The sequence below is a fragment of the Ensifer sp. 22460 genome, assembly GCF_052044935.1.
Classification (GTDB): domain Bacteria; phylum Pseudomonadota; class Alphaproteobacteria; order Rhizobiales; family Rhizobiaceae; genus Ensifer.
The window spans coordinates 299,101-316,279 of sequence record NZ_JBQENZ010000001.1 but is presented as its reverse complement, the minus strand read 5'-3'; the positions used below and the strand labels follow the sequence as shown (position 1 = coordinate 316,279).

At 63.3% G+C, this 17,179-nt stretch carries 13 protein-coding genes; 6 read left to right on the top strand and 7 right to left on the bottom strand.

Annotation, left to right across the window (positions count from 1 at the left end; all coding sequences use genetic code 11):
• Positions 1–16: 16 nt before the first annotated feature.
• Positions 17–1,057, top strand: coding sequence for a tetraacyldisaccharide 4'-kinase (gene lpxK, locus ACTJKM_RS01530; protein ID WP_057250854.1), 1,041 nt, complete (start codon positions 17–19; stop codon positions 1,055–1,057).
• Positions 1,058–1,091: 34 nt separating this feature from the next.
• Here lpxK and ACTJKM_RS01525 read toward each other — a convergent pair whose 3' ends face one another.
• Together ACTJKM_RS01525 and mutL are read right to left on the bottom strand one after the other, a co-directional pair.
• Positions 1,092–1,325: a DUF2093 domain-containing protein gene (locus ACTJKM_RS01525; protein WP_057250852.1), complete on the bottom strand. Its 234-nt coding sequence runs from the start codon at positions 1,323–1,325 to the stop codon at positions 1,092–1,094.
• Between the two features lie 89 nt (positions 1,326–1,414).
• A complete protein-coding gene (gene mutL / locus ACTJKM_RS01520; RefSeq protein ID WP_192494630.1) occupies positions 1,415–3,226 on the bottom strand; it encodes a DNA mismatch repair endonuclease MutL in 1,812 nt (603 codons plus the stop codon).
• 378 nt (positions 3,227–3,604) lie between these two features.
• Between mutL and ACTJKM_RS01515 the strand changes: the two genes are divergently transcribed.
• The gene (locus ACTJKM_RS01515) at positions 3,605–5,329 is read left to right on the top strand and encodes a response regulator (protein WP_440659877.1); all 1,725 of its coding nucleotides are present in this window, start codon (positions 3,605–3,607) and stop codon (positions 5,327–5,329) included.
• 318 nt (positions 5,330–5,647) lie between these two features.
• Positions 5,648–6,946, top strand: coding sequence for a putative bifunctional diguanylate cyclase/phosphodiesterase (locus ACTJKM_RS01510; RefSeq protein ID WP_440659876.1), 1,299 nt, complete (start codon positions 5,648–5,650; stop codon positions 6,944–6,946).
• Positions 6,947–6,951: 5 nt separating this feature from the next.
• Here ACTJKM_RS01510 and ACTJKM_RS01505 read toward each other — a convergent pair whose 3' ends face one another.
• The gene (locus tag ACTJKM_RS01505) at positions 6,952–7,890 is read right to left on the bottom strand and encodes a LysR substrate-binding domain-containing protein (RefSeq protein ID WP_093232032.1); all 939 of its coding nucleotides are present in this window, start codon (positions 7,888–7,890) and stop codon (positions 6,952–6,954) included.
• A gap of 92 nt (positions 7,891–7,982) precedes the next feature.
• On the opposite strand from ACTJKM_RS01505, the gene ACTJKM_RS01500 reads away from it, so the two are divergent.
• Both ACTJKM_RS01500 and ACTJKM_RS01495 read left to right on the top strand, forming a co-directional pair.
• Positions 7,983–9,533: a trimethylamine methyltransferase family protein gene (locus ACTJKM_RS01500; protein ID WP_440659874.1), complete on the top strand. Its 1,551-nt coding sequence runs from the start codon at positions 7,983–7,985 to the stop codon at positions 9,531–9,533.
• Positions 9,534–9,572: 39 nt separating this feature from the next.
• On the top strand, positions 9,573–11,621 hold the full coding sequence (locus ACTJKM_RS01495) for an NADH:flavin oxidoreductase (RefSeq protein ID WP_058325447.1): 2,049 nt from the start codon (positions 9,573–9,575) through the stop codon (positions 11,619–11,621).
• 81 nt (positions 11,622–11,702) lie between these two features.
• Here the strand turns inward: ACTJKM_RS01495 and ACTJKM_RS01490 are convergent, their stop codons facing one another.
• Entirely contained in the window at positions 11,703–12,311 is a 609-nt protein-coding gene (locus tag ACTJKM_RS01490; RefSeq protein ID WP_058320429.1) for a PRC-barrel domain-containing protein, read from the bottom strand.
• A 329-nt stretch (positions 12,312–12,640) separates the two neighbouring features.
• On the opposite strand from ACTJKM_RS01490, the gene ACTJKM_RS01485 reads away from it, so the two are divergent.
• Positions 12,641–13,777 carry a hypothetical protein gene (locus ACTJKM_RS01485; protein WP_440659873.1) on the top strand — a complete coding sequence of 379 codons (1,137 nt, stop codon included), beginning with the start codon at positions 12,641–12,643 and terminating at the stop codon, positions 13,775–13,777.
• Positions 13,778–13,842: 65 nt separating this feature from the next.
• Here the strand turns inward: ACTJKM_RS01485 and ACTJKM_RS01480 are convergent, their stop codons facing one another.
• The 3 genes from ACTJKM_RS01480 to ACTJKM_RS01470 form a co-directional block, all read right to left on the bottom strand.
• Positions 13,843–15,567 carry an IlvD/Edd family dehydratase gene (locus tag ACTJKM_RS01480; protein WP_058320427.1) on the bottom strand — a complete coding sequence of 575 codons (1,725 nt, stop codon included), beginning with the start codon at positions 15,565–15,567 and terminating at the stop codon, positions 13,843–13,845.
• Between the two features lie 91 nt (positions 15,568–15,658).
• Positions 15,659–16,543, bottom strand: coding sequence for an SMP-30/gluconolactonase/LRE family protein (locus ACTJKM_RS01475; protein WP_112946296.1), 885 nt, complete (start codon positions 16,541–16,543; stop codon positions 15,659–15,661).
• Positions 16,543–17,178: a 2-dehydro-3-deoxy-6-phosphogalactonate aldolase gene (locus ACTJKM_RS01470; protein WP_057250833.1), complete on the bottom strand. Its 636-nt coding sequence runs from the start codon at positions 17,176–17,178 to the stop codon at positions 16,543–16,545. The genes ACTJKM_RS01475 and ACTJKM_RS01470 overlap by 1 nt, the downstream gene beginning before the upstream one ends.
• Position 17,179: the final 1 nt, after the last annotated feature.

Here is a 17,179-nt window from a genome sequence, read left to right as displayed (position 1 = left end):
GGGGCACGGAACGAAGATGGTATCGGAAGCGCCACCATTCTGGTGGACAAAGGCGGATTGGCGTGCGCGCGCGTTGTGGCCGTTTTCATGGGTATATGGCCGGATTGCCGGCCTGCGCATGGACCGAGCCCATCGAGCCTCGGTTCCGGTTCCGGTCATCTGCATCGGCAACTTCACCGTCGGCGGCGCCGGCAAGACGCCGACCGCGATCGCGCTTGCCCGCGTCATCCGTCAGAAAGGGTTGAAACCCGGGTTCCTGAGCCGCGGCTATGGCGGCTCGCTCGACGTGACGACCGTCGTCGATCCGGAGCATCACCGTGCGCGCGATGTCGGCGACGAGCCCCTGCTTCTGGCGCGTGAGGCGTTGACCGTCGTCTGCCGCCGCCGTGTCGATGGCGCCCGCCGGCTGGCGAAGGAAGGTGTCGATATCATCATCATGGACGACGGCTTCCAGAGCGCGCGTCTGGCCTTCGACTTTGCGCTTTTGGTCATCGACTCGCGCCGCGGCATCGGCAACGGCTATCTGGTGCCGGCAGGCCCCGTGCGGGCGCCGCTGCCCAATCAACTTCGGCACGCCACGGCATTGCTGAAGATCGGCGGCGGCACGGAGGCCGATGCCCTGATCCGCCGCGCAGCCCGCGCCGGAAAGCAGATCTACGAGGCCGATGTGGTGAGGCTCGACGACGGGTCGCTGAAAGGCGTCAAGGTCCTTGCCTGGGCCGGTATCGCCGATCCGGAGAAATTCTACCGCACGGTGCGCGAGACCGGTGCTGTCGTCGAGGAAACCCGCAGCTTTCCGGATCATCACCATTTCTCCGACGACGAGATCGCCGACCTGCTCGATCGAGCGGCGGCCTTGGGCTGCACGCTTGTCACGACCGCCAAGGACATGGTTCGGCTCGAGCCCGGCCATGGCCGCGCCGCCGAGCTGGCCGCGGCCAGCCGCGTGATCGAAATCGACGTGCGCTTCGACGACCCTATGGCGCCCAAGAAGATTATCGAGACGGCACTTGCTGCCGCGCGCGCGCGAAAGCTGCGCGAAGGCGCGAGCAAGTAATCACTTATCGGTGTGGGAGAAGCCGGGCTGAGCCTTAGCGGCGCTGGTTCGGCAGCGCGCCGGCGCGCTTTTCCGCCTCGAGCGAGGCTTCCGCATCGACATAGGCTTCCTGCCGGGCGACGCTCCAGTAGCGCAGCTCGTCGACGGGAATGGTCTTGCCGGTCATCGCGCAGATCACATGCGAGCCGGCGAGAATGATCTGAAAGTCGCCGTCGAGATAACGGATTTTCGCCTCGCGCGACGCGCTTCCTTCAAACCGGTTCATCATGTTCGTTGCCTATTGCGTCTCTGTGGTCTGTTCTCTGGTCTAGCTCGCCATCCGGCAAAATGCCAGCCGCATTTCGCCGCCGCGCGCGATCAGCTTCGGCCGAACAGCCGTTCAATATCGGAAAGCTTGAGCTCGATATAGGTCGGCCGCCCGTGGTTGCATTGGCCGGAGCCGGGCGTCGCCTCCATCTGCCGCAGCAAAGCGTTCATTTCCTCGGTGCGCATGCGTCGGCCGGAGCGCACCGATCCATGGCAGGCCATCGTCGCGGCAAGATATTCGAGCCGGCTTGTGAGGCCGTTGGCGGTGTCCCATTCGGCAAGTTCGTCGGCAAGCTGGCGCACCAGGCCGACGGCATCCATTTCGCCGAGCATGGCAGGCGTCTCGCGCACGGCGATCGCCCCCGGGCCGAAGCGTTCGATGGCAAGGCCAAGGCGGGCGAACTCCGCCGCATGCGCCATCAGTCGGTCGCAATCGTCTTCGGCCAGATCGACGATTTCCGGGATCAGCAAAGCCTGCGCCGCGACGGGCCGTGAATGCAGCGCCGTGCGCATCGCCTCGAACACCAGCCGCTCATGGGCGGCATGCTGGTCGACGATGACGAGGCCGTCATTCGTCTGGGCGACGATGTAGTTCTCATGGAGCTGCGCCCTGACCGCGCCGAGCGGGAAGGATGGCGGTGCCGGCGTTTCCTGTTGCGCGACCGCTGCCTCACGCTCGGACGGGGCGCCAGTCCGTGCCGATGGTGCCGCAAAGGCAGCGAAGCTCGCCTGCGGCTGTTCGGAGAAGCGGCCGTTCACCGTCTCGAATTGCATGGGTCGTGATGGCGAAGTTTCCGGCGTCCACGGCGCCTGCGGCCGATAGGACTCCGCTCGGAAGGCCCGCATCAGACCACTGGCGCCGGTGGTTGCCGCCCGGTCGCCTTCGCGCGTCAGCGCCTCGCGGATGGCACCGATGATCAGCCCGCGGATGAGGCCCGGGTCGCGGAAGCGCACATCGGATTTCGCCGGATGCACGTTGACGTCGACGAGCGCCGGGTCGAGCGCGATCGACAGCACCGCGACCGGATAGCGGCCGCTCGGGATCGTTTCGGAATAGGCGGCCCGGATCGCCGACAGCAACAGCTTGTCCTGCACCGGGCGGCCATTGACGAAGACATATTGCTGCAGCGAGTTGCCGCGATTGTAGGTCGGCACGCCGGCAAAGCCGGTGAGCCCGACATCTTCGCGTGTCGCATCGATTTCGATCGCGTTGTCGCGGAAATCCTTGCCGAGCACCTGGGCCATGCGCGCCAGACGATCGTCGCCGGTCGCCGGGAATTCCAGCGTCGAGCGGTCGCTGCCTGAGAGCACGAAGCGGACCGCCGGGAAGGCGATCGCCATGCGGCGTACGATCTCGGAGATCGCCGCCGCTTCCGCCTTCTCGGACTTCATGAATTTCAGCCGCGCCGGCGTCGCGAAGAAGAGGTCGCGGACCTCGACAACCGTGCCGGTATTGGCGGGCGACGGGCGAACCGGATCGGTCTTGCCGCCGGTGACGGCGATGACCGCGCCTTCAGTGGCGCCGACCGTGCGTGTGGTGATCGAGAGGCGAGCGACCGAGCCGATCGAAGGCAGCGCCTCGCCCCGAAAGCCGAGCGTGCGAATGTCGAACAGGCTGTCGTCGAGCTTCGACGTACAGTGCCGGCGCACCGCCAGTTCGAGATCGTTCGGCGTCATGCCTGAGCCATTGTCGGTCACGCGCAGGAGCGTCTTGCCGCCGCCTGCGGTCGCGATTTCGATGCGCGTGGCGCCGGCGTCGAGGGCGTTCTCAATCAGTTCCTTGGCGGCGCTGGCGGGGCGTTCGATGACTTCGCCGGCGGCGATCTGGTTGATGAGGGTTTCTGAAAGTTGCTTGATGGCCATGTCCCATTTTCCCGGATTCGCTTGGGAAACGAAAGGGGAAATGGCGCCTCGTCCGCGGCCTTAAATGAACGCGGTCTTCGTTGCGGAAAAATGAGCGGGCGGTTTAATCGCCCCTTAACACTCTGCTGCGATTTTCCACAACAACCTGAATGATCACGGGTTTTGTCTTTTGAGCATTGCGGCGTAGCTGGACGCCGTACTCCCGCCGCTCGAAGAGACGCCTGCCAAGGCCTTCCCAGCATGTCCCGAAATGAACCGCCGCCGCAGCGCCGCGCGTCCTACTGGGCGCGCTGAGGTCGCTGTAGCACTGTGAATGGCCGCATGTTTCCTCAGATCGGGGACGATTGAAGTATGCGGTAGGCGAGTGAGGACAGCGCAATGAGCGATGGGGCGTCGAACGGCGCGGACATCAACCGGATCATTCTGGAGTCGAGCTGCGACGCACTCGGCATCGCTGTGCTTGTCTGCAGTCGGGACGACACCATTCTCTTTGCTAGCCGCACGATGCTGCAGTTCTTCCCTGTGCCGTCGGAAATCCTGATGCCGGGCACGCGTCTGCGAGATTTTCTCGGCGCCGTTTATGACACCGGCGTTCGCCCCGGCACCGTTCCGGAAAGCAGCCGCCGCCGCACCAATCGCGAGGACTGGATTGCCGAACATATGGCGCTGCACTGGCGCGAACGTTACGAAAGCGTCGAGCGCGCCGGCCGTACCCGCTGGGTTTCGATGCGCAAGCGTCGGCTATCGAGCGGCATCGGCATCCTGTCGATCAGCGACGTTTCCGACCAGAAGAAGCGCGACGAGCAGCTTCAGACGGACCTGGAGCGCGTCGAGCTGACCGAACAGATCCTCGATGCCCAGCCCAATCCGATCTGCGTCAAGGATCGCAACCTTAACTATATCGCCGTCAACAAGGCCTTCTGCCTGATCCATGATCTGCAGCAGGATGCCATTCTCGGCCGTTCCGCCTGGGATCTGGTCGAAAGCGAGCTTGCCGAACGTTTCGAGCAGTCCGACCGGATGGTGCTCGAGACCGGCAAGGCATACTCGCAGGCCGAGCACATCGTGCGCGCCGATGGCAGCGATCTCTGGGTGCTCACGCGCAAGTACCGCGTCGGCATGCCCGGCCGTCATTTCGTCGTGACCTGCATGAACGACGTCACCGATATCGCCCTCTTGCATCAGAGTAGCGATGAACCTCCGGCCGAAGTTGGCCTGCAGATCCGCGATTACAGCATCTTCGCGGCGGCGCAGAATTTCTACGACCCGTTCCGGGCGCTGAATGTCCAGCAACTCGTGGGAGCGGGATCGATGATCGAGACCTTGCCGGCCCGCGGTCTTCGTGTCCTGGTTGCCACGACCGACCGGGCGATGGAAGACCGGCTCGTCGGGCGTCTGCGTGGCTCTGGGCTCGACGCCTGCGCTGTTCGCGATGCGGGTGAGCTTCGTGCCTTCGGACATGCGGTCGAGGACGCCGGCATCAAGCTCGATGTCCTGCTTCTCGACCTGGCGTTTTCCGAGAGACAGCAGATCGTTTCGGCCTGGCGTCATTGCCCGGTCCTGCCGCTTTCCGCGCAGCAGGACGGCGCTGCGGTGCTGGCCGAAGTGTTCCGCGTCTGCTCCGAGCGGACTACGGCGTCTCCGACGCTGCAGCCCGATTGGTCGTTGTCGTTTGAAGGCGAGGGGATTGCTGCACCGCCGCCGACGCCACAGGTCGACGTGCTCGTTGCCGAAGACAATCAGATCAACCAGTTCGTGTTCACGCAAATCCTGGAGGGGCTCGGCGTCTCGCATCGGATCGCCGCCAACGGCCGCGAGGCCGTCGAGCTCTGGCATGAACTGCAACCGGCTCTGGTGCTGATGGACGTCTCGATGCCGATCATGAACGGCTTCGATGCCACGGTCGCCATCCGGTCGGCAGAAAATACCAGAGGGCAGAAAACGCCGATCATCGCGGTCACCGCGCAGGCGCTGGATATCGACCTGCAGCAGTGCAAGGCATCGGGCATGGACGACCATATCATGAAGCCCGTGAGCCCCGACATGATCGAGGCGGTGCTTAGAAAATTCATGCCGGCAAAGGCGATGCGAACGGCAGGTTGAATGAAAGACGTGTCAACTCGCTAGAATTGGGGAGGCTAATGGCAGATCTAGGAGCAGAGCGATATCGGATTGTTAACCGCCGATTGCGATCGTCTGCACCGAATTGCCGTTAAAGTGTAGAGCCCGCCCGAATGCATTGCGCCCATCCCGTTGCCCATGTCCGGACCGTGTCGGAACGACATTGCCGGTTCGCGCCGTGGCGTTCGGTTTCGCCGGCAGCGGAGCGTCGTCGCCCGCATACTGCTGACCGAGCTGCGGAGACGCGGCAATGACGGCGGTTGAGACCCCTATCATCGCATCGGCCTCGAGATGCCCGCCGTGACGGGCAACGTCGATCTATTGACGGGGTTCGGTAATTCCCGCTGCCTGCGCCAGACCGTGCTGGATCTCGCCAGGGAGCGTGCAAGCGATCCCGCGCCCTTCACCATCGGCCTTGCCAATATCGATGGTTTCAAGCCGATCAATGACCTGTTCGGGCCGGCGGCTGGTGACGAGATCCTCTGCCAGGTGGCCTACCGGCTGAAAGCCTGCGCGCCCGAGGGGGCGACGATCACCCGTTCGGAAAGTGACGAGTTCGCCTTCGTCCTGCCGCTCGTCTTCGAGCGCAAGGGGGCGGAGAAGGTCGGGCAGATGTTGAAGGAGGTGCTGTCGGCGCCCTTCGATCTCGGCGACCGCCATGTGCGTCTGTCCGCGTCCTTCGGATTTGCGGTCTACCCCTTTGCCGGAGAAGTGTTCGAGGATCTGCTGAAGAGCGCAGATACAGCACTCTATCGTTCGAAGCGGCGCGGCCGTGGCCAGATCACCGTCTATTCGCAGGAAATCGCCCAGGAGATGAAGCGCGCGACGCAGCTCGAGCAGGCGCTGCGCAATGCCATCATCGCCAACGAAGTCGACGTGCATTTCCAGCCGATCGTCGATTTGCGCAATGATGCGGTCGTCGGTTTCGAAGCCTTGGCGCGCTGGTGCGACGCCGATCTCGGCTATGTTTCGCCGGCTGTTTTCGTGCCGCTTGCTGAGGAGCGCGGGTTTATCGAATCTCTCGCTGAAGTGCTGTTGCGCAAGGCGGCGCATGCGGCGCTCTCCTGGCCGAAGGAGCTTTTCCTCTCCTTCAATCTTTCCTCGGCGCAGCTCATGGATCCGGCGACCAGCCACCGGTTGCTGTCGATCATCCATCAGATCGGCCTCGATCCCAGGCGATTGGAACTGGAGATCACCGAGACGGCTGTCATGGCCGATGCCGACATCGCCCAGAAGATCGTTGCGGAACTGCGTGCCGCCGGCGTGCGCGTCTCGCTCGACGACTTCGGCACCGGGCAGTCGAGCCTGGGTCGCCTTCGCGATTTTTCTTTCGACAAGGTCAAGATCGATCGCGCCTTCGTCTCGCGCATTTCCGCCGACCGTGCTTCGGAACACATCATCAAGGCGATCGTCTCGATGTGCGAGGGCCTCGAACTGGAAGTCGTCGCTGAAGGCATCGAGGACTTTTCCGAAGCCTTGAAGCTGAAGGCGCTCGGTTGCGGCCTCGGGCAGGGCTACTTCTATGGAAAACCGGCCGATGCCGTGGCGACGATGCGGTACCTTTCCGATCGTTATAGCGGTGTTTCGGTCCAGGCCTGATCGGTCTATTCACCGGTTCCCGAGAGCGCCACGCGATCCCGCCGCCCCTCTTCCAACAACCAGTCGCGGACCCGTTTTGCCTGGGCGTTGAGTTCGCGTGACCGCGGCCAGACGACATAAAAGGCGAGACCGGTCTTGAGCACGTGTCCGGCGACCGGCATCAGGGCGCCGGAGCGGATCTGCGGGTTGATCAGGTGTTCCCAGCCGAGCGCCACGCCTTCGCCCGCGAGCACCGCCTGCATGACCAGAACATAATCGTTGATCGTCAGGCGGCGTGCCTGCTTGGGATAGGTGAGGCCGGCGCTCGCAAACCATTCGGTCCAGTCGCAGGCCCGTCGCACCGGTTCCTCGAGATGAATGAGGTTGTGCCGCTGCAGGTCGGCTGCGGTCCCCGGCAGCCCGTGCTCCTCGATATAGGCCGGCGTTGCGACGGCGTTGACGACCTCCTCGGCGAGCTGGGCGGCATGATAGCGCGGCCAGTGGCTGGGGTCGCCGCCGCGGATGCCGAGCGGGATCGGATCCTCCTCAAGATCGAGATCGCGCACGCTCGTCTGGATGCGGAGGTCGATCTCCGGCAGGTCCTCGCGCATGCGGTTGAGGCGCGGCAGCATCCACATCGAGGCAAAGGCGGTCGACGCCGCAAGCGTTACGTTGGTTTCGCGGCCCTTGGCGCGGATTTCCTCCGCCGACTTCTGAATGCGCGACAGACCGACCGACACGTCGGCGTGAAATTTCTCCCCCGCCTCGGTCAGTTCCACCGCCCGGTGCACGCGGTGAAACAGCGGCACGCCCAGCTGGTCTTCGAGGCCGCGGATGGCGTAGGAGACCGCCGCCTGCGTCATGCCGAGCTCGCTTGCGGCTCGGGTGAAGTTCTGGTGACGGCCGGCCGCCTCGAAAACGATGAGGCTGGCGGCGGAGGGAAGCAGGCGGCGCAGGTTTTCCATAAATCATGCTTATCGCATGGCTCGAATTTTTCCAGCGTTACAATGGAATTTTTCGTCAATAGCATCATCTCAGGTGATGGGAGTATGTGAAAATGGACACAGTACTGGCAGCAGGCGAGGCGGCACCGAGACGGACGCGGGGCTCAAGACCGCAACGGCGCGAAGGCGCGGGCCGAAGCCTCGGCGTTCCCTACATCGTCCGCAACATCCCGACCTACGATATCCTCGGCGAAGAGAGCCTGCTGCGTATCGAAGCGGTCGCCGATCGTATCCTTGCCGAGGTCGGCATCGAGTTCCGCGACGACCCCGAGGCGCTCGACCATTGGAAGCGGTCCGGCGCCAAGATCGATGGCGTGCGCGTAACCTTCGAGCCCGGCATGCTCAAGGAAATCGTCGCCTCGGCACCACGGCAGTTCACACAGCACGCCCGCAATCCCGCCCGCAATGTCGAGATCGGCGGCAACAACGTCGTCTTCTCCCCGGCCTATGGGTCGCCCTTCGTCATGGATCTCGACAAGGGCCGGCGCTACGGCACGATCGAGGACTTCCGCAATTTGATCAAGCTGGCGCAATCGAGCCCATGGCTGCACCATTCCGGCGGCACGATCTGCGAGCCGGTCGATGTGCCCGTCAACAAGCGCCACCTCGACATGGTCTACAGCCACATCAAATATTCCGACCGCGCCTTCATGGGTTCGATCACGGCCGAAGAGCGGGCCGCGGACTCGATCGAGATGGCACGCATTCTTTTCGGCCGCGATTTCGTCGACCGCAACTGCGTCATCCTCGGCAACGTCAACGTCAACTCGCCGCTGGTCTGGGACGGGACGATGACGAAATCGTTGCGCGCCTATGCGCGCGCAAACCAGGCGGCGGTCATCGTGCCCTTTATTCTGGGCGGCGCCATGGGGCCGGTCACCAATGCCGGCGCCATCGCCCAGTCCTATGCCGAAACGCTCGCCGGCTGTGCGCTGACCCAGCTCGAACGCAAGGGTGCACCGGTCATTTTCGGCAATTTCCTGTCGTCCATGTCGCTACGCTCGGGTTCGCCGACCTTCGGCACGCCGGAGCCGGCGATCGGCAGCATGGTCGTCGGCCAGCTCGCACGCCGGCTCGGCCTGCCGCTGCGCTGCGCCGGCAACTTCTCCAATTCGAAGCTGCCCGACGCGCAGGCGATGCAGGAAGGCGCGATGTCGATGCTGTCGGCGGTGCATTGCGGCGCCAATTTCATTCTGCATTCGGCCGGTTTCGTCGATGGGCTGCTCGCCATGTCCTACGAGAAGTTTGTCATGGACACGGACTTCTGCGGCGCGCTGCATTCCTATCTCGCCGGCGTCGTCGTCGACGACAACACGCTGGCGATGGACGCCTTCCTGCAGGTCGGTCCCGGCAGCCACTTCCTCGGTTGCGATCACACCATGCGCAATTACCAGACGGCCTTCTGGGATTCGGCGCTCTCCGACAACGAACCGTTCGAGAAGTGGGTCGAGGAGGGCGAGACCGATATGGCAACACGCGCCAACCGCGCCTGGAAGAAGACGCTTGCCGAATACGAAGCGCCGCCGCTGGACGTGGCGCTCGACGAGGCGCTGATCGATTATGTCACGCGCCGCAAGGAGAGCATGGCGGATGCCTGGTACTGACGAAACCGGCACGATCCGTCGCGTCTCAAGGAATATGAAATGACACTATCGAAAGACCCGCTGCTCCAGCCCTATCGCCTCAAGCATCTGACGCTCAAGAACCGGATCATGTCGACGGCGCACGAGCCGGCCTATTCCGAAGACGGCATGCCGAAGGATCGCTACAGGCTTTATCACCTGGAAAAGGCCAAGGGCGGCATGGCGCTGACGATGACCGCGGGCTCGGCGATCGTGTCTGAGGATTCGCCGCCGGCTTTTGGCAATCTCTACGCCTATTCGGACGAGATCGTGCCGTGGCTGAAGAAGATCGCCGACGACTGTCACGAGCATGATTGCGCGGTGATGATCCAGCTCACCCATCTCGGGCGCCGCACCGGCTGGAACAAGGGTGACTGGCTGCCAGTTCTCTCCGCATCGCCGGTGCGTGAAGCCGCGCACCGCTCCTTTCCCAAGGAGATCGAGGACTGGGATATCGAGCGTATCGTCGGCGACTATGCGGCGGCCGCCGCGCGCATGCAGGCCGCCGGCCTCGACGGCATCGAGCTCGAGGCCTATGGCCACCTGATGGATGGCTTCTGGTCACCGGCGACGAACCATCGTGACGACGATTTCGGCGGCTCGCTCGACAACCGGCTGCGGTTCACCAACATGGTGCTCGACGCAATCCGCGCCTCCGTCGGCGCGGATTTCATCGTCGGCATCCGCATGGTCGCAGACGAGGATTGGGACAAGGGGCTCTCAAAGGAGGAGGGCATCGAAATCGCCCGGCGGCTGGCGGGTTCCGGCAGGGTCGACTTCCTCAACATCATTCGAGGCCATATCGATCATGACGCGCCGTTGACCAAGGTCATTCCGATCCAGGGCATGGCCGCATCGCCGCATCTCGATTTCGCCGGCGAGGTGAGGGCGGCGACGAAGTTTCCGGTCTTTCATGCCGCGCGCATCGCCGATGTCGCGACCGCCCGCCACGCGATTGCCGAAGGCAAGCTCGACATGGTCGGCATGACCCGCGCCCATATCGCCGACCCGCATATCGTCCGGAAGATCGAAGAGGGCAGGGAGGCGGAAATCCGTCCCTGCGTTGGCGCGACCTACTGTCTCGACCGTATCTATGAAGGCGGCGGGGCGCTCTGTATCCACAATGCGGCCACCGGGCGCGAGGCGATCGTGCCGCACGTCATCCGGAAGAGCGAAGGGCCGAAACGCAAGGCGGTCGTCGTCGGCGCCGGTCCGGCTGGGCTCGAAGCTGCCCGGGTGCTTGCCGAGCGCGGCCACCAGGTCGAGGTGCTGGAGGCGACGGGAGCAGCCGGCGGCCAGATATTGCTGGCGCAGCGCAATCCGCGGCGCCGCGAACTGATCGGCATCATCGACTGGCGGCTGGCCGAGCTGGAGCGGTTGGGCGTTCCAATCCACTACAACGTCTTTGCCGGGGTGGACGACATAGAGGAACGTGCCCCTGATCTCGTCGTGGTGGCGACCGGCGGTATTGCGCAAAATCCTGCGCTCGATGCAGGCGACAACCTCGTCGTGTCGAGCTGGGATATCATAGCCGGAGCTGTGAAGCCGGAAGGCCCGGTGCTGCTCTACGACGACAACGGTGCCCATAGCGGCATGACGGCTGCCGAACTGATCGCGCGTGCCGGCGTCGAGCTCGAGATCGTTTCGCCCGAGCGCATGTTCGCGCCGGAGATCGGTGGCATGAACCATGTGCCCTATGCGGCCGCCTTCGCCGAGAAGAATGTGCGGGTGACGATCAACACGCGGCTCAGATCCGTTCGGCGCGACGGCAATGGGCTGATTGCAACGCTGGGGTCGGACTTCTCTGAGAAAGCCGTCGTCGAACGGCGCGTGGCCCAGGTCGTGGTCGAGCACGGTACGTTGCCGATGGATGAGCTCTATCGTGAACTGAAACCGCTGTCGCGCAATCTGGGCGCGGTCGATTACAAGGCCCTGCTTCGCGGGGAGAACCCGATCCCGCAGCGAAACCCCGCGGCCGGCTTCGACATGTTCCGGATCGGCGACGCCGTGTCCAGTCGCAACATCCATGCGGGCATCTATGACGCCCTTCGGTATGGAGTGCTCGTCTGAGCAAAGCCCGTTTGAACAAGGAAAGAGCGGCGATGGGTACCGCCGCTCTCTGTAGGTGCACTGAAGACAGCCTGATACTGATTACTGCTGCGGCTGAGCCGGTGCCGTGCCCGTCGAAGAGGTCGTCGAGGTGTCAACCGGCTGGTTGGCGTTCTGCTCGGCCACCTGCTGCGCCTTTGTCTTGAACTCCGGAGCCGCCTTCAGCGTGTCGGCGGTTTCCGTCGTTGTCAGCTTCAATGCGTCCGTATTGGGCTGTTCGGCGATCGCGATGCGATCAAACGGGACCGCAACATTCTTTTCGCCCAGACCCAGGAAGCCACCGACGCCGATCACGGCCGCCTCGACGGCACCATCCTTCTTGATGATCAGGTCGTTGATCTCACCGATGCTCTCGTCACCGGCATTGTAGACGGTCTGGCCCATATAGGTGCTGGCTGCAATCTGGTCGCTCGCCTGCTCGGTCAGATAGGTGGCATCCGACTTCGCGACGTCGGCAGGTGCTTCACCTGCGGCCGGAGGCGTCGTCGTCTGAGCCTCGTTAGCCGGAGCTTCCGTGGTCGGTGCCGGCTGCATGGTCTGCGTCTGGTCGGGCTGAGGCTGCGTCGTATCCTGGGTGTAAGCTACCGGGGCGACAGCAAGACCCGCGAAGAGCGCGCCAGCCGCGACGGTTGTTACGAGTTTCTTAGTCATGTCAAACTGCCTTTCCTTGACGTTTCAGATCAAGGTACGGGCCTGGCTGCTGTCGCCAGATCCACCGCACCGGTGATATGACGTCAACGCCTAAGCGCCCAAACGGTTCCGGAAAAAACAGTCAAAATCTCAATGGGTAAGGCCGCACTTGCGTTCATCCCCGATGTCCTTTGGAACTTAGCGGGAGATTACCGGCCAATTTTTCACGGGAATCGTCTTTATATTCTGAACTCAGGTATTTTAGAGGTTTATAATGGTCTTCTATTCGTTGACGGATTCTTGATTGTTCTTGCAGATACTTCCCTGAACACAGGATATAGAACGCAGAGGTGCTTCGTCCTGTCATCCTGGACGACATCACCATGTTTCTGCCGCGGCGCTTTCTTTCGGTCTCCCTCCTGTCTGTCCTGGCGATGGCCGCTCTCGTTTCCATCGAGCGCAACCTTTTCGGCGCTCGCTATTTTTCCGAGCGTGCGCCTCAGGTTCAGCCCTATAACCTCTGGCATGCCTGGGTCGCGCTCAGCCTGTCGCTCGCCGCGGTTCAGGGGTTCACCCGCGATGTCTCCAGGCTCGGAGAGCCGGTGCTCCGGCTGGCCTCGCGTCGCGAGCTGTGGATCTGCGTGGCGACATGGACGCTTGCGACGCTCATGGCACTGGTCTTCGCGATCGATCCGAACGTCTTCAGTGTCCTGGCGCGCGAGGACGGCCTGATCGAGTGGTCGTCCGCCCTGCTGATCTTCATCGTCAGCGGGTTCCTTGCCGCAGCGGCCACAGGCCAGCTTCGTGCAGCCCTCGCCGGGGGAGAGCGGCTTGCGTGGATCGCCGCAAGCGCCGCGGCGCTTCTGAGCGCCGGCTTCTTCGTGATTGGCATGGAGGAGATATCCTGGATGCAGCGCATCTTCGGCATCTCAACGCCGGAAGGGCTCCTGGCCGTCAACAAGCAGCAGGAGTTGAACCTGCACAACATTTCAACCGGCTTTTCCGAGTTGCTCTACTACACCGGCAGTTTCGTGCTGCTGACGCTTGCGCCCTTCATTTGGCTCCACCTTCGCAAGGGCGTGAGCCTTGGCCGGCTCGACGCCTTCGCGCCGGGCGTGCTCGTGCTGGTGGCAAGTGCGCCTATGGCCGCCTTCAACAGCGACAACTGGAGCATACTGCCGACGCAGATGATGGTGATGATGACCGTGATCATGCTGCTGGTGATTGCGGATATCGCGTTGAAGGCGGGTCACTGGCGCGAGTTCATCGTGCTGACGATCGGCGCCGTCCTGATTGTTGCCATCCAGGAGCTGTTTATCCTGCAGGCTTCACTGCTCGTTCGGCTCTGGGACCCGACCGAATACAAGGAGTTCTTCATTGCCCTTGGTCTGGCGCTTTACGGCGTTCAGATCTGGTCGCGTCTGCGTTCGCCCGTCACGGCATCGGCTGCAACACGCCCCTTCAATTCGCATCCGCTTGCCGGATAAAAATACCCCGCCGGAGTGGCGGGGTATCTGAACACTTCGCGAATTACCGTTGCGACGCGTCGTCGTCAGTGGCTTTCGCGCAGAACCTCGCTGCCGCTGCCGCCGACGAGGAAATCCAGGTCTGCGCCCTTGTCGGCCTGCAGCACCGTATCCTGGTAGAGCTTGTAGTAGCCGCGCGTCCATTTCTGCGGCGGCGCCTGCCAGGCAGCCATGCGCGTCGCAAACTCTTCCTCGCTGATCATCAGGTTGAGTTCGCCCTTCATCGCGTCGAGGCGGATACGATCGCCGGTTTTGACGATGGCGAGCGGCCCGCCGGCATTCGATTCCGGGCTGACATGCAAGACCACGGTGCCGAAGGCGGTGCCGGACATGCGGGCATCCGAAACGCGCACCATATCGCGCACGCCTTTTTCCACCAGCCGCCGCGGGATCGGCATGTTGCCGACCTCGGCCATGCCCGGATAGCCCTTGGGCCCGCAGCCCTTGAGCACGAGAATGGTGTCCTCGGTCACCGGCAGATCAGGATCGTCGATCTTCGCCTTCAGTTCCTCGATCGTTTCGAAGACATAGGCCGGGCCCTCGTGTACGAGCAGATGCTCGCTCGCAGCCGACGGCTTGATGACAGCACCGTTCGGCGCAAGGTTGCCCTTGAGCACGCGGATGCCGGCGGCCGCCCTGAGCGGATTATCGAGGGGACGGATGACGTCGTCGTTGTAGACCTCGGCATCTTCCCAATACTTGCTGATCGGCACGCCGAAGACCGTCGGCGCATCGGCATGCAGCAGATGCTGGATGCGGTTCATCACGGCCGGCAGGCCGCCGGCATAGGCGAGATCTTCGATCAGATACTTGCCCGACGGCATGCAGTTGACGATGCACGGAACCTGGCTGCCGACCCGGTCGAAATCCTCGAGACAGAGATCGACGCCGGCGCGCCCGGCAATCGCCAGCATGTGGACGACCGCATTGGTCGAACCGCCGACGGCGGCATTGGCGATGATGCCGTTTTCGAAGTTCTTCTTGGTCAGCACCTTCGACAGGCGCAGGTCCTCATGCACCATCTCGACGATGCGTTTGCCGGTCATGTGCGACAGCGCCATGCGGCGGGCGTCGACGGCCGGAAGCGCCGCATTGGTCGGCAACGACAGGCCCATCGCCTCGACGATCGAGGCCATGGTGGTGGCCGTGCCCATCGTCATGCACACGCCCGGCGACCGCGACATGCCGCTTTCGGCCGCCATGAATTCCTGCAGGCTCATTTCGCCGGCGCGCACGGCCTCGGAGAACTTCCAGACATCCGTGCCGGAGCCGATGTCCTTGCCCTTCCATTTGCCGTTGAGCATCGGTCCGGAGGAGACGACGATGGTCGGCAGGTCGACGGAGGCAGCGCCCATCAGCTGGCCTGGCGTCGTCTTGTCGCAGCCGCCGAGCAGAACCACGCCGTCGATGCCATAGGCGCGGATCGCCTCTTCGACGTCCATCGCGAGCAGGTTGCGGAAGAGCATCGCGGTCGGGCGCATCTGCGTCTCGCCGAGCGAGGAGACCGGGAACTCGACCGGGAAGCCGCCGGCTTCCCAGACGCCACGCTTCACCCCTTCGGCAAGGATGCGAAGGTGGCTGTTGCAGGGCGTCAGTTCCGACCAGGTGTTGCAGATACCGATGATCGGACGGCCGTCGAAAACGTGGTCCGGAAATCCCTGGTTCTTCATCCAGGAGCGATGGATAAATCCATCCTTGTCGGTGCCGCCGTACCAGTGACGGCTGCGCAGTTCTTTCTTCTTGTCGCTCATGCGAGCTTCCTCCTCACCATGCGATGAAACGCGTGGCCGAATTGTATGACTTTTTATTGGCGCTTCGCCAAGAGGTTAGTCGCGCTTCCGCTCAGAGGCGGAACGATGGTTCAAACCGGCCCTTGACGCTGATGCCGAGATCGAAGGTCTTGCCGGCATGCGGATCGGCCGCGCGCGCTGCATCGTCCAGGTCTTGCCAGGCGGATGTCACCAGCATGCGGTCGGCCTTCGCCCCGATGAAGGCTGTGCAGCTCGGCTGCGTTGCCGGCATCGCGTAGCGCGCGATCCGTGCACCGTCGGGCCTGTAGACGTCGACCCTGCCGCTGCCCCAGCGGGCATTCCATATCAGACCATCGGCATCGCACACGGAGCCGTCGATGCCACCGGCTTCGCCACTGCTGTCGACAAGCAGGGTGGGCTCGCCCTTCGGCAGCCCGGTCTCGGCATCGATATCGACGCGCATCAGGTGGTTGATGTCGGTGTCGACGAAGTAGGCGATCGTCCCATCCGGCGAAAAGCAGATGCTGTTGGGAATGGTGATCCTGTCGTAGAGCTTCGTCACCTTCGTGCCGGCGACGTGATAGATCGCGCCGGCGCCCTTCTCGGCGCTGCGGCCCATGGTGCCGATCCACAACGAACCGGAAGCGTGCACGCGGCCGTCGTTTGAGCGATTGCCGGGCTTGTCCTCAAGCGTGGTCAGGAGGCTGAAGGTGCCTGTCTGCGTATCCCTGAGGAAAAGCCCCTGATCGGAGGCAATCAGTTGCCGGGATGGATCGATGACGGCAAGCACGCTGCCGAGGAATGGCAGGTTATGTACAGCCTTGCGGCCGGTTTCGAGATGTAGCTCATGCAGTTCCTGGCCCTTGATGTTGAACCACCAGGCGGTGCCGCTGACGGGGTCATAGGTCGGGCCTTCCCCGAGAATCGAGGGCGATTCGCAAAGGATGCTGCCGGAAAAAGGAATGGTATCGCTCATCAGCGTGCTCCGTAGACGGCGTCATAGGCCTTGATCGTTGCGACGGCGCGTTCGCGGACTTCGGCGCCGCTCATGCCCGGCTTGTAGAGGCTCGAGCCGAGGCCGAAGCTGCGAATGCCGGCCTTGGCGTAGTCGCCGAAGTTGGCATCGGAAACGCCACCGACGGCGGCAATCTCGAGGTCGGGCGGCAGGATCGCGCGGATCGCGGTAATGCCCGATGGCCCGAGCACGCTTGCCGGGAAGAACTTGAGGCCGGTCGCGCCCGCTGCCGCGGCCGAAAGCGCCTCGGTCGGGGTGAGCACGCCGGGCATGGTAACCATGCCCTTCTGTGCCGCAAGCGAAATCACCGCCGGTTCGACGTTCGGGCTGACCATCAATTGGCCCCCGACATCGGCAAGCTGCTCCACCTGTGCCGTCGTCAGCACCGTGCCGGCGCCGATCAGGCAATTTTCCGGTGCCATTTTCACCGCCGTCTCGATCGAGCGGAACGGATCGGGGGAGTTCAGCGGGATCTCGATCGCAGTGAAGCCGGTTTCGATCAGCGCCCCGACGACGCCTTCGGTCTCCTCGGGCTTGAGGCCACGCAGGATCGCGATCAGCGGGTACTTCATCGGCGGGAAGGGAATGCGGGTCATG

Coding starts and splice junctions, on each gene's coding strand:
- lpxK (WP_057250854.1), top strand. CDS start 17: ATGGTATCGGAAGCGCCACCATTCTGGTGGACAAAGGCGGATTGGCGT.
- ACTJKM_RS01525 (WP_057250852.1), bottom strand. CDS start 1,325: ATGATGAACCGGTTTGAAGGAAGCGCGTCGCGCGAGGCGAAAATCCGT.
- mutL (WP_192494630.1), bottom strand. CDS start 3,226: ATGGCCATCAAGCAACTTTCAGAAACCCTCATCAACCAGATCGCCGCC.
- ACTJKM_RS01515 (WP_440659877.1), top strand. CDS start 3,605: ATGAGCGATGGGGCGTCGAACGGCGCGGACATCAACCGGATCATTCTG.
- ACTJKM_RS01505 (WP_093232032.1), bottom strand. CDS start 7,890: ATGGAAAACCTGCGCCGCCTGCTTCCCTCCGCCGCCAGCCTCATCGTT.
- ACTJKM_RS01500 (WP_440659874.1), top strand. CDS start 7,983: ATGGACACAGTACTGGCAGCAGGCGAGGCGGCACCGAGACGGACGCGG.
- ACTJKM_RS01495 (WP_058325447.1), top strand. CDS start 9,573: ATGACACTATCGAAAGACCCGCTGCTCCAGCCCTATCGCCTCAAGCAT.
- ACTJKM_RS01490 (WP_058320429.1), bottom strand. CDS start 12,311: ATGACTAAGAAACTCGTAACAACCGTCGCGGCTGGCGCGCTCTTCGCG.
- ACTJKM_RS01480 (WP_058320427.1), bottom strand. CDS start 15,567: ATGAGCGACAAGAAGAAAGAACTGCGCAGCCGTCACTGGTACGGCGGC.
- ACTJKM_RS01475 (WP_112946296.1), bottom strand. CDS start 16,543: ATGAGCGATACCATTCCTTTTTCCGGCAGCATCCTTTGCGAATCGCCC.
- ACTJKM_RS01470 (WP_057250833.1), bottom strand. CDS start 17,178: ATGACCCGCATTCCCTTCCCGCCGATGAAGTACCCGCTGATCGCGATC.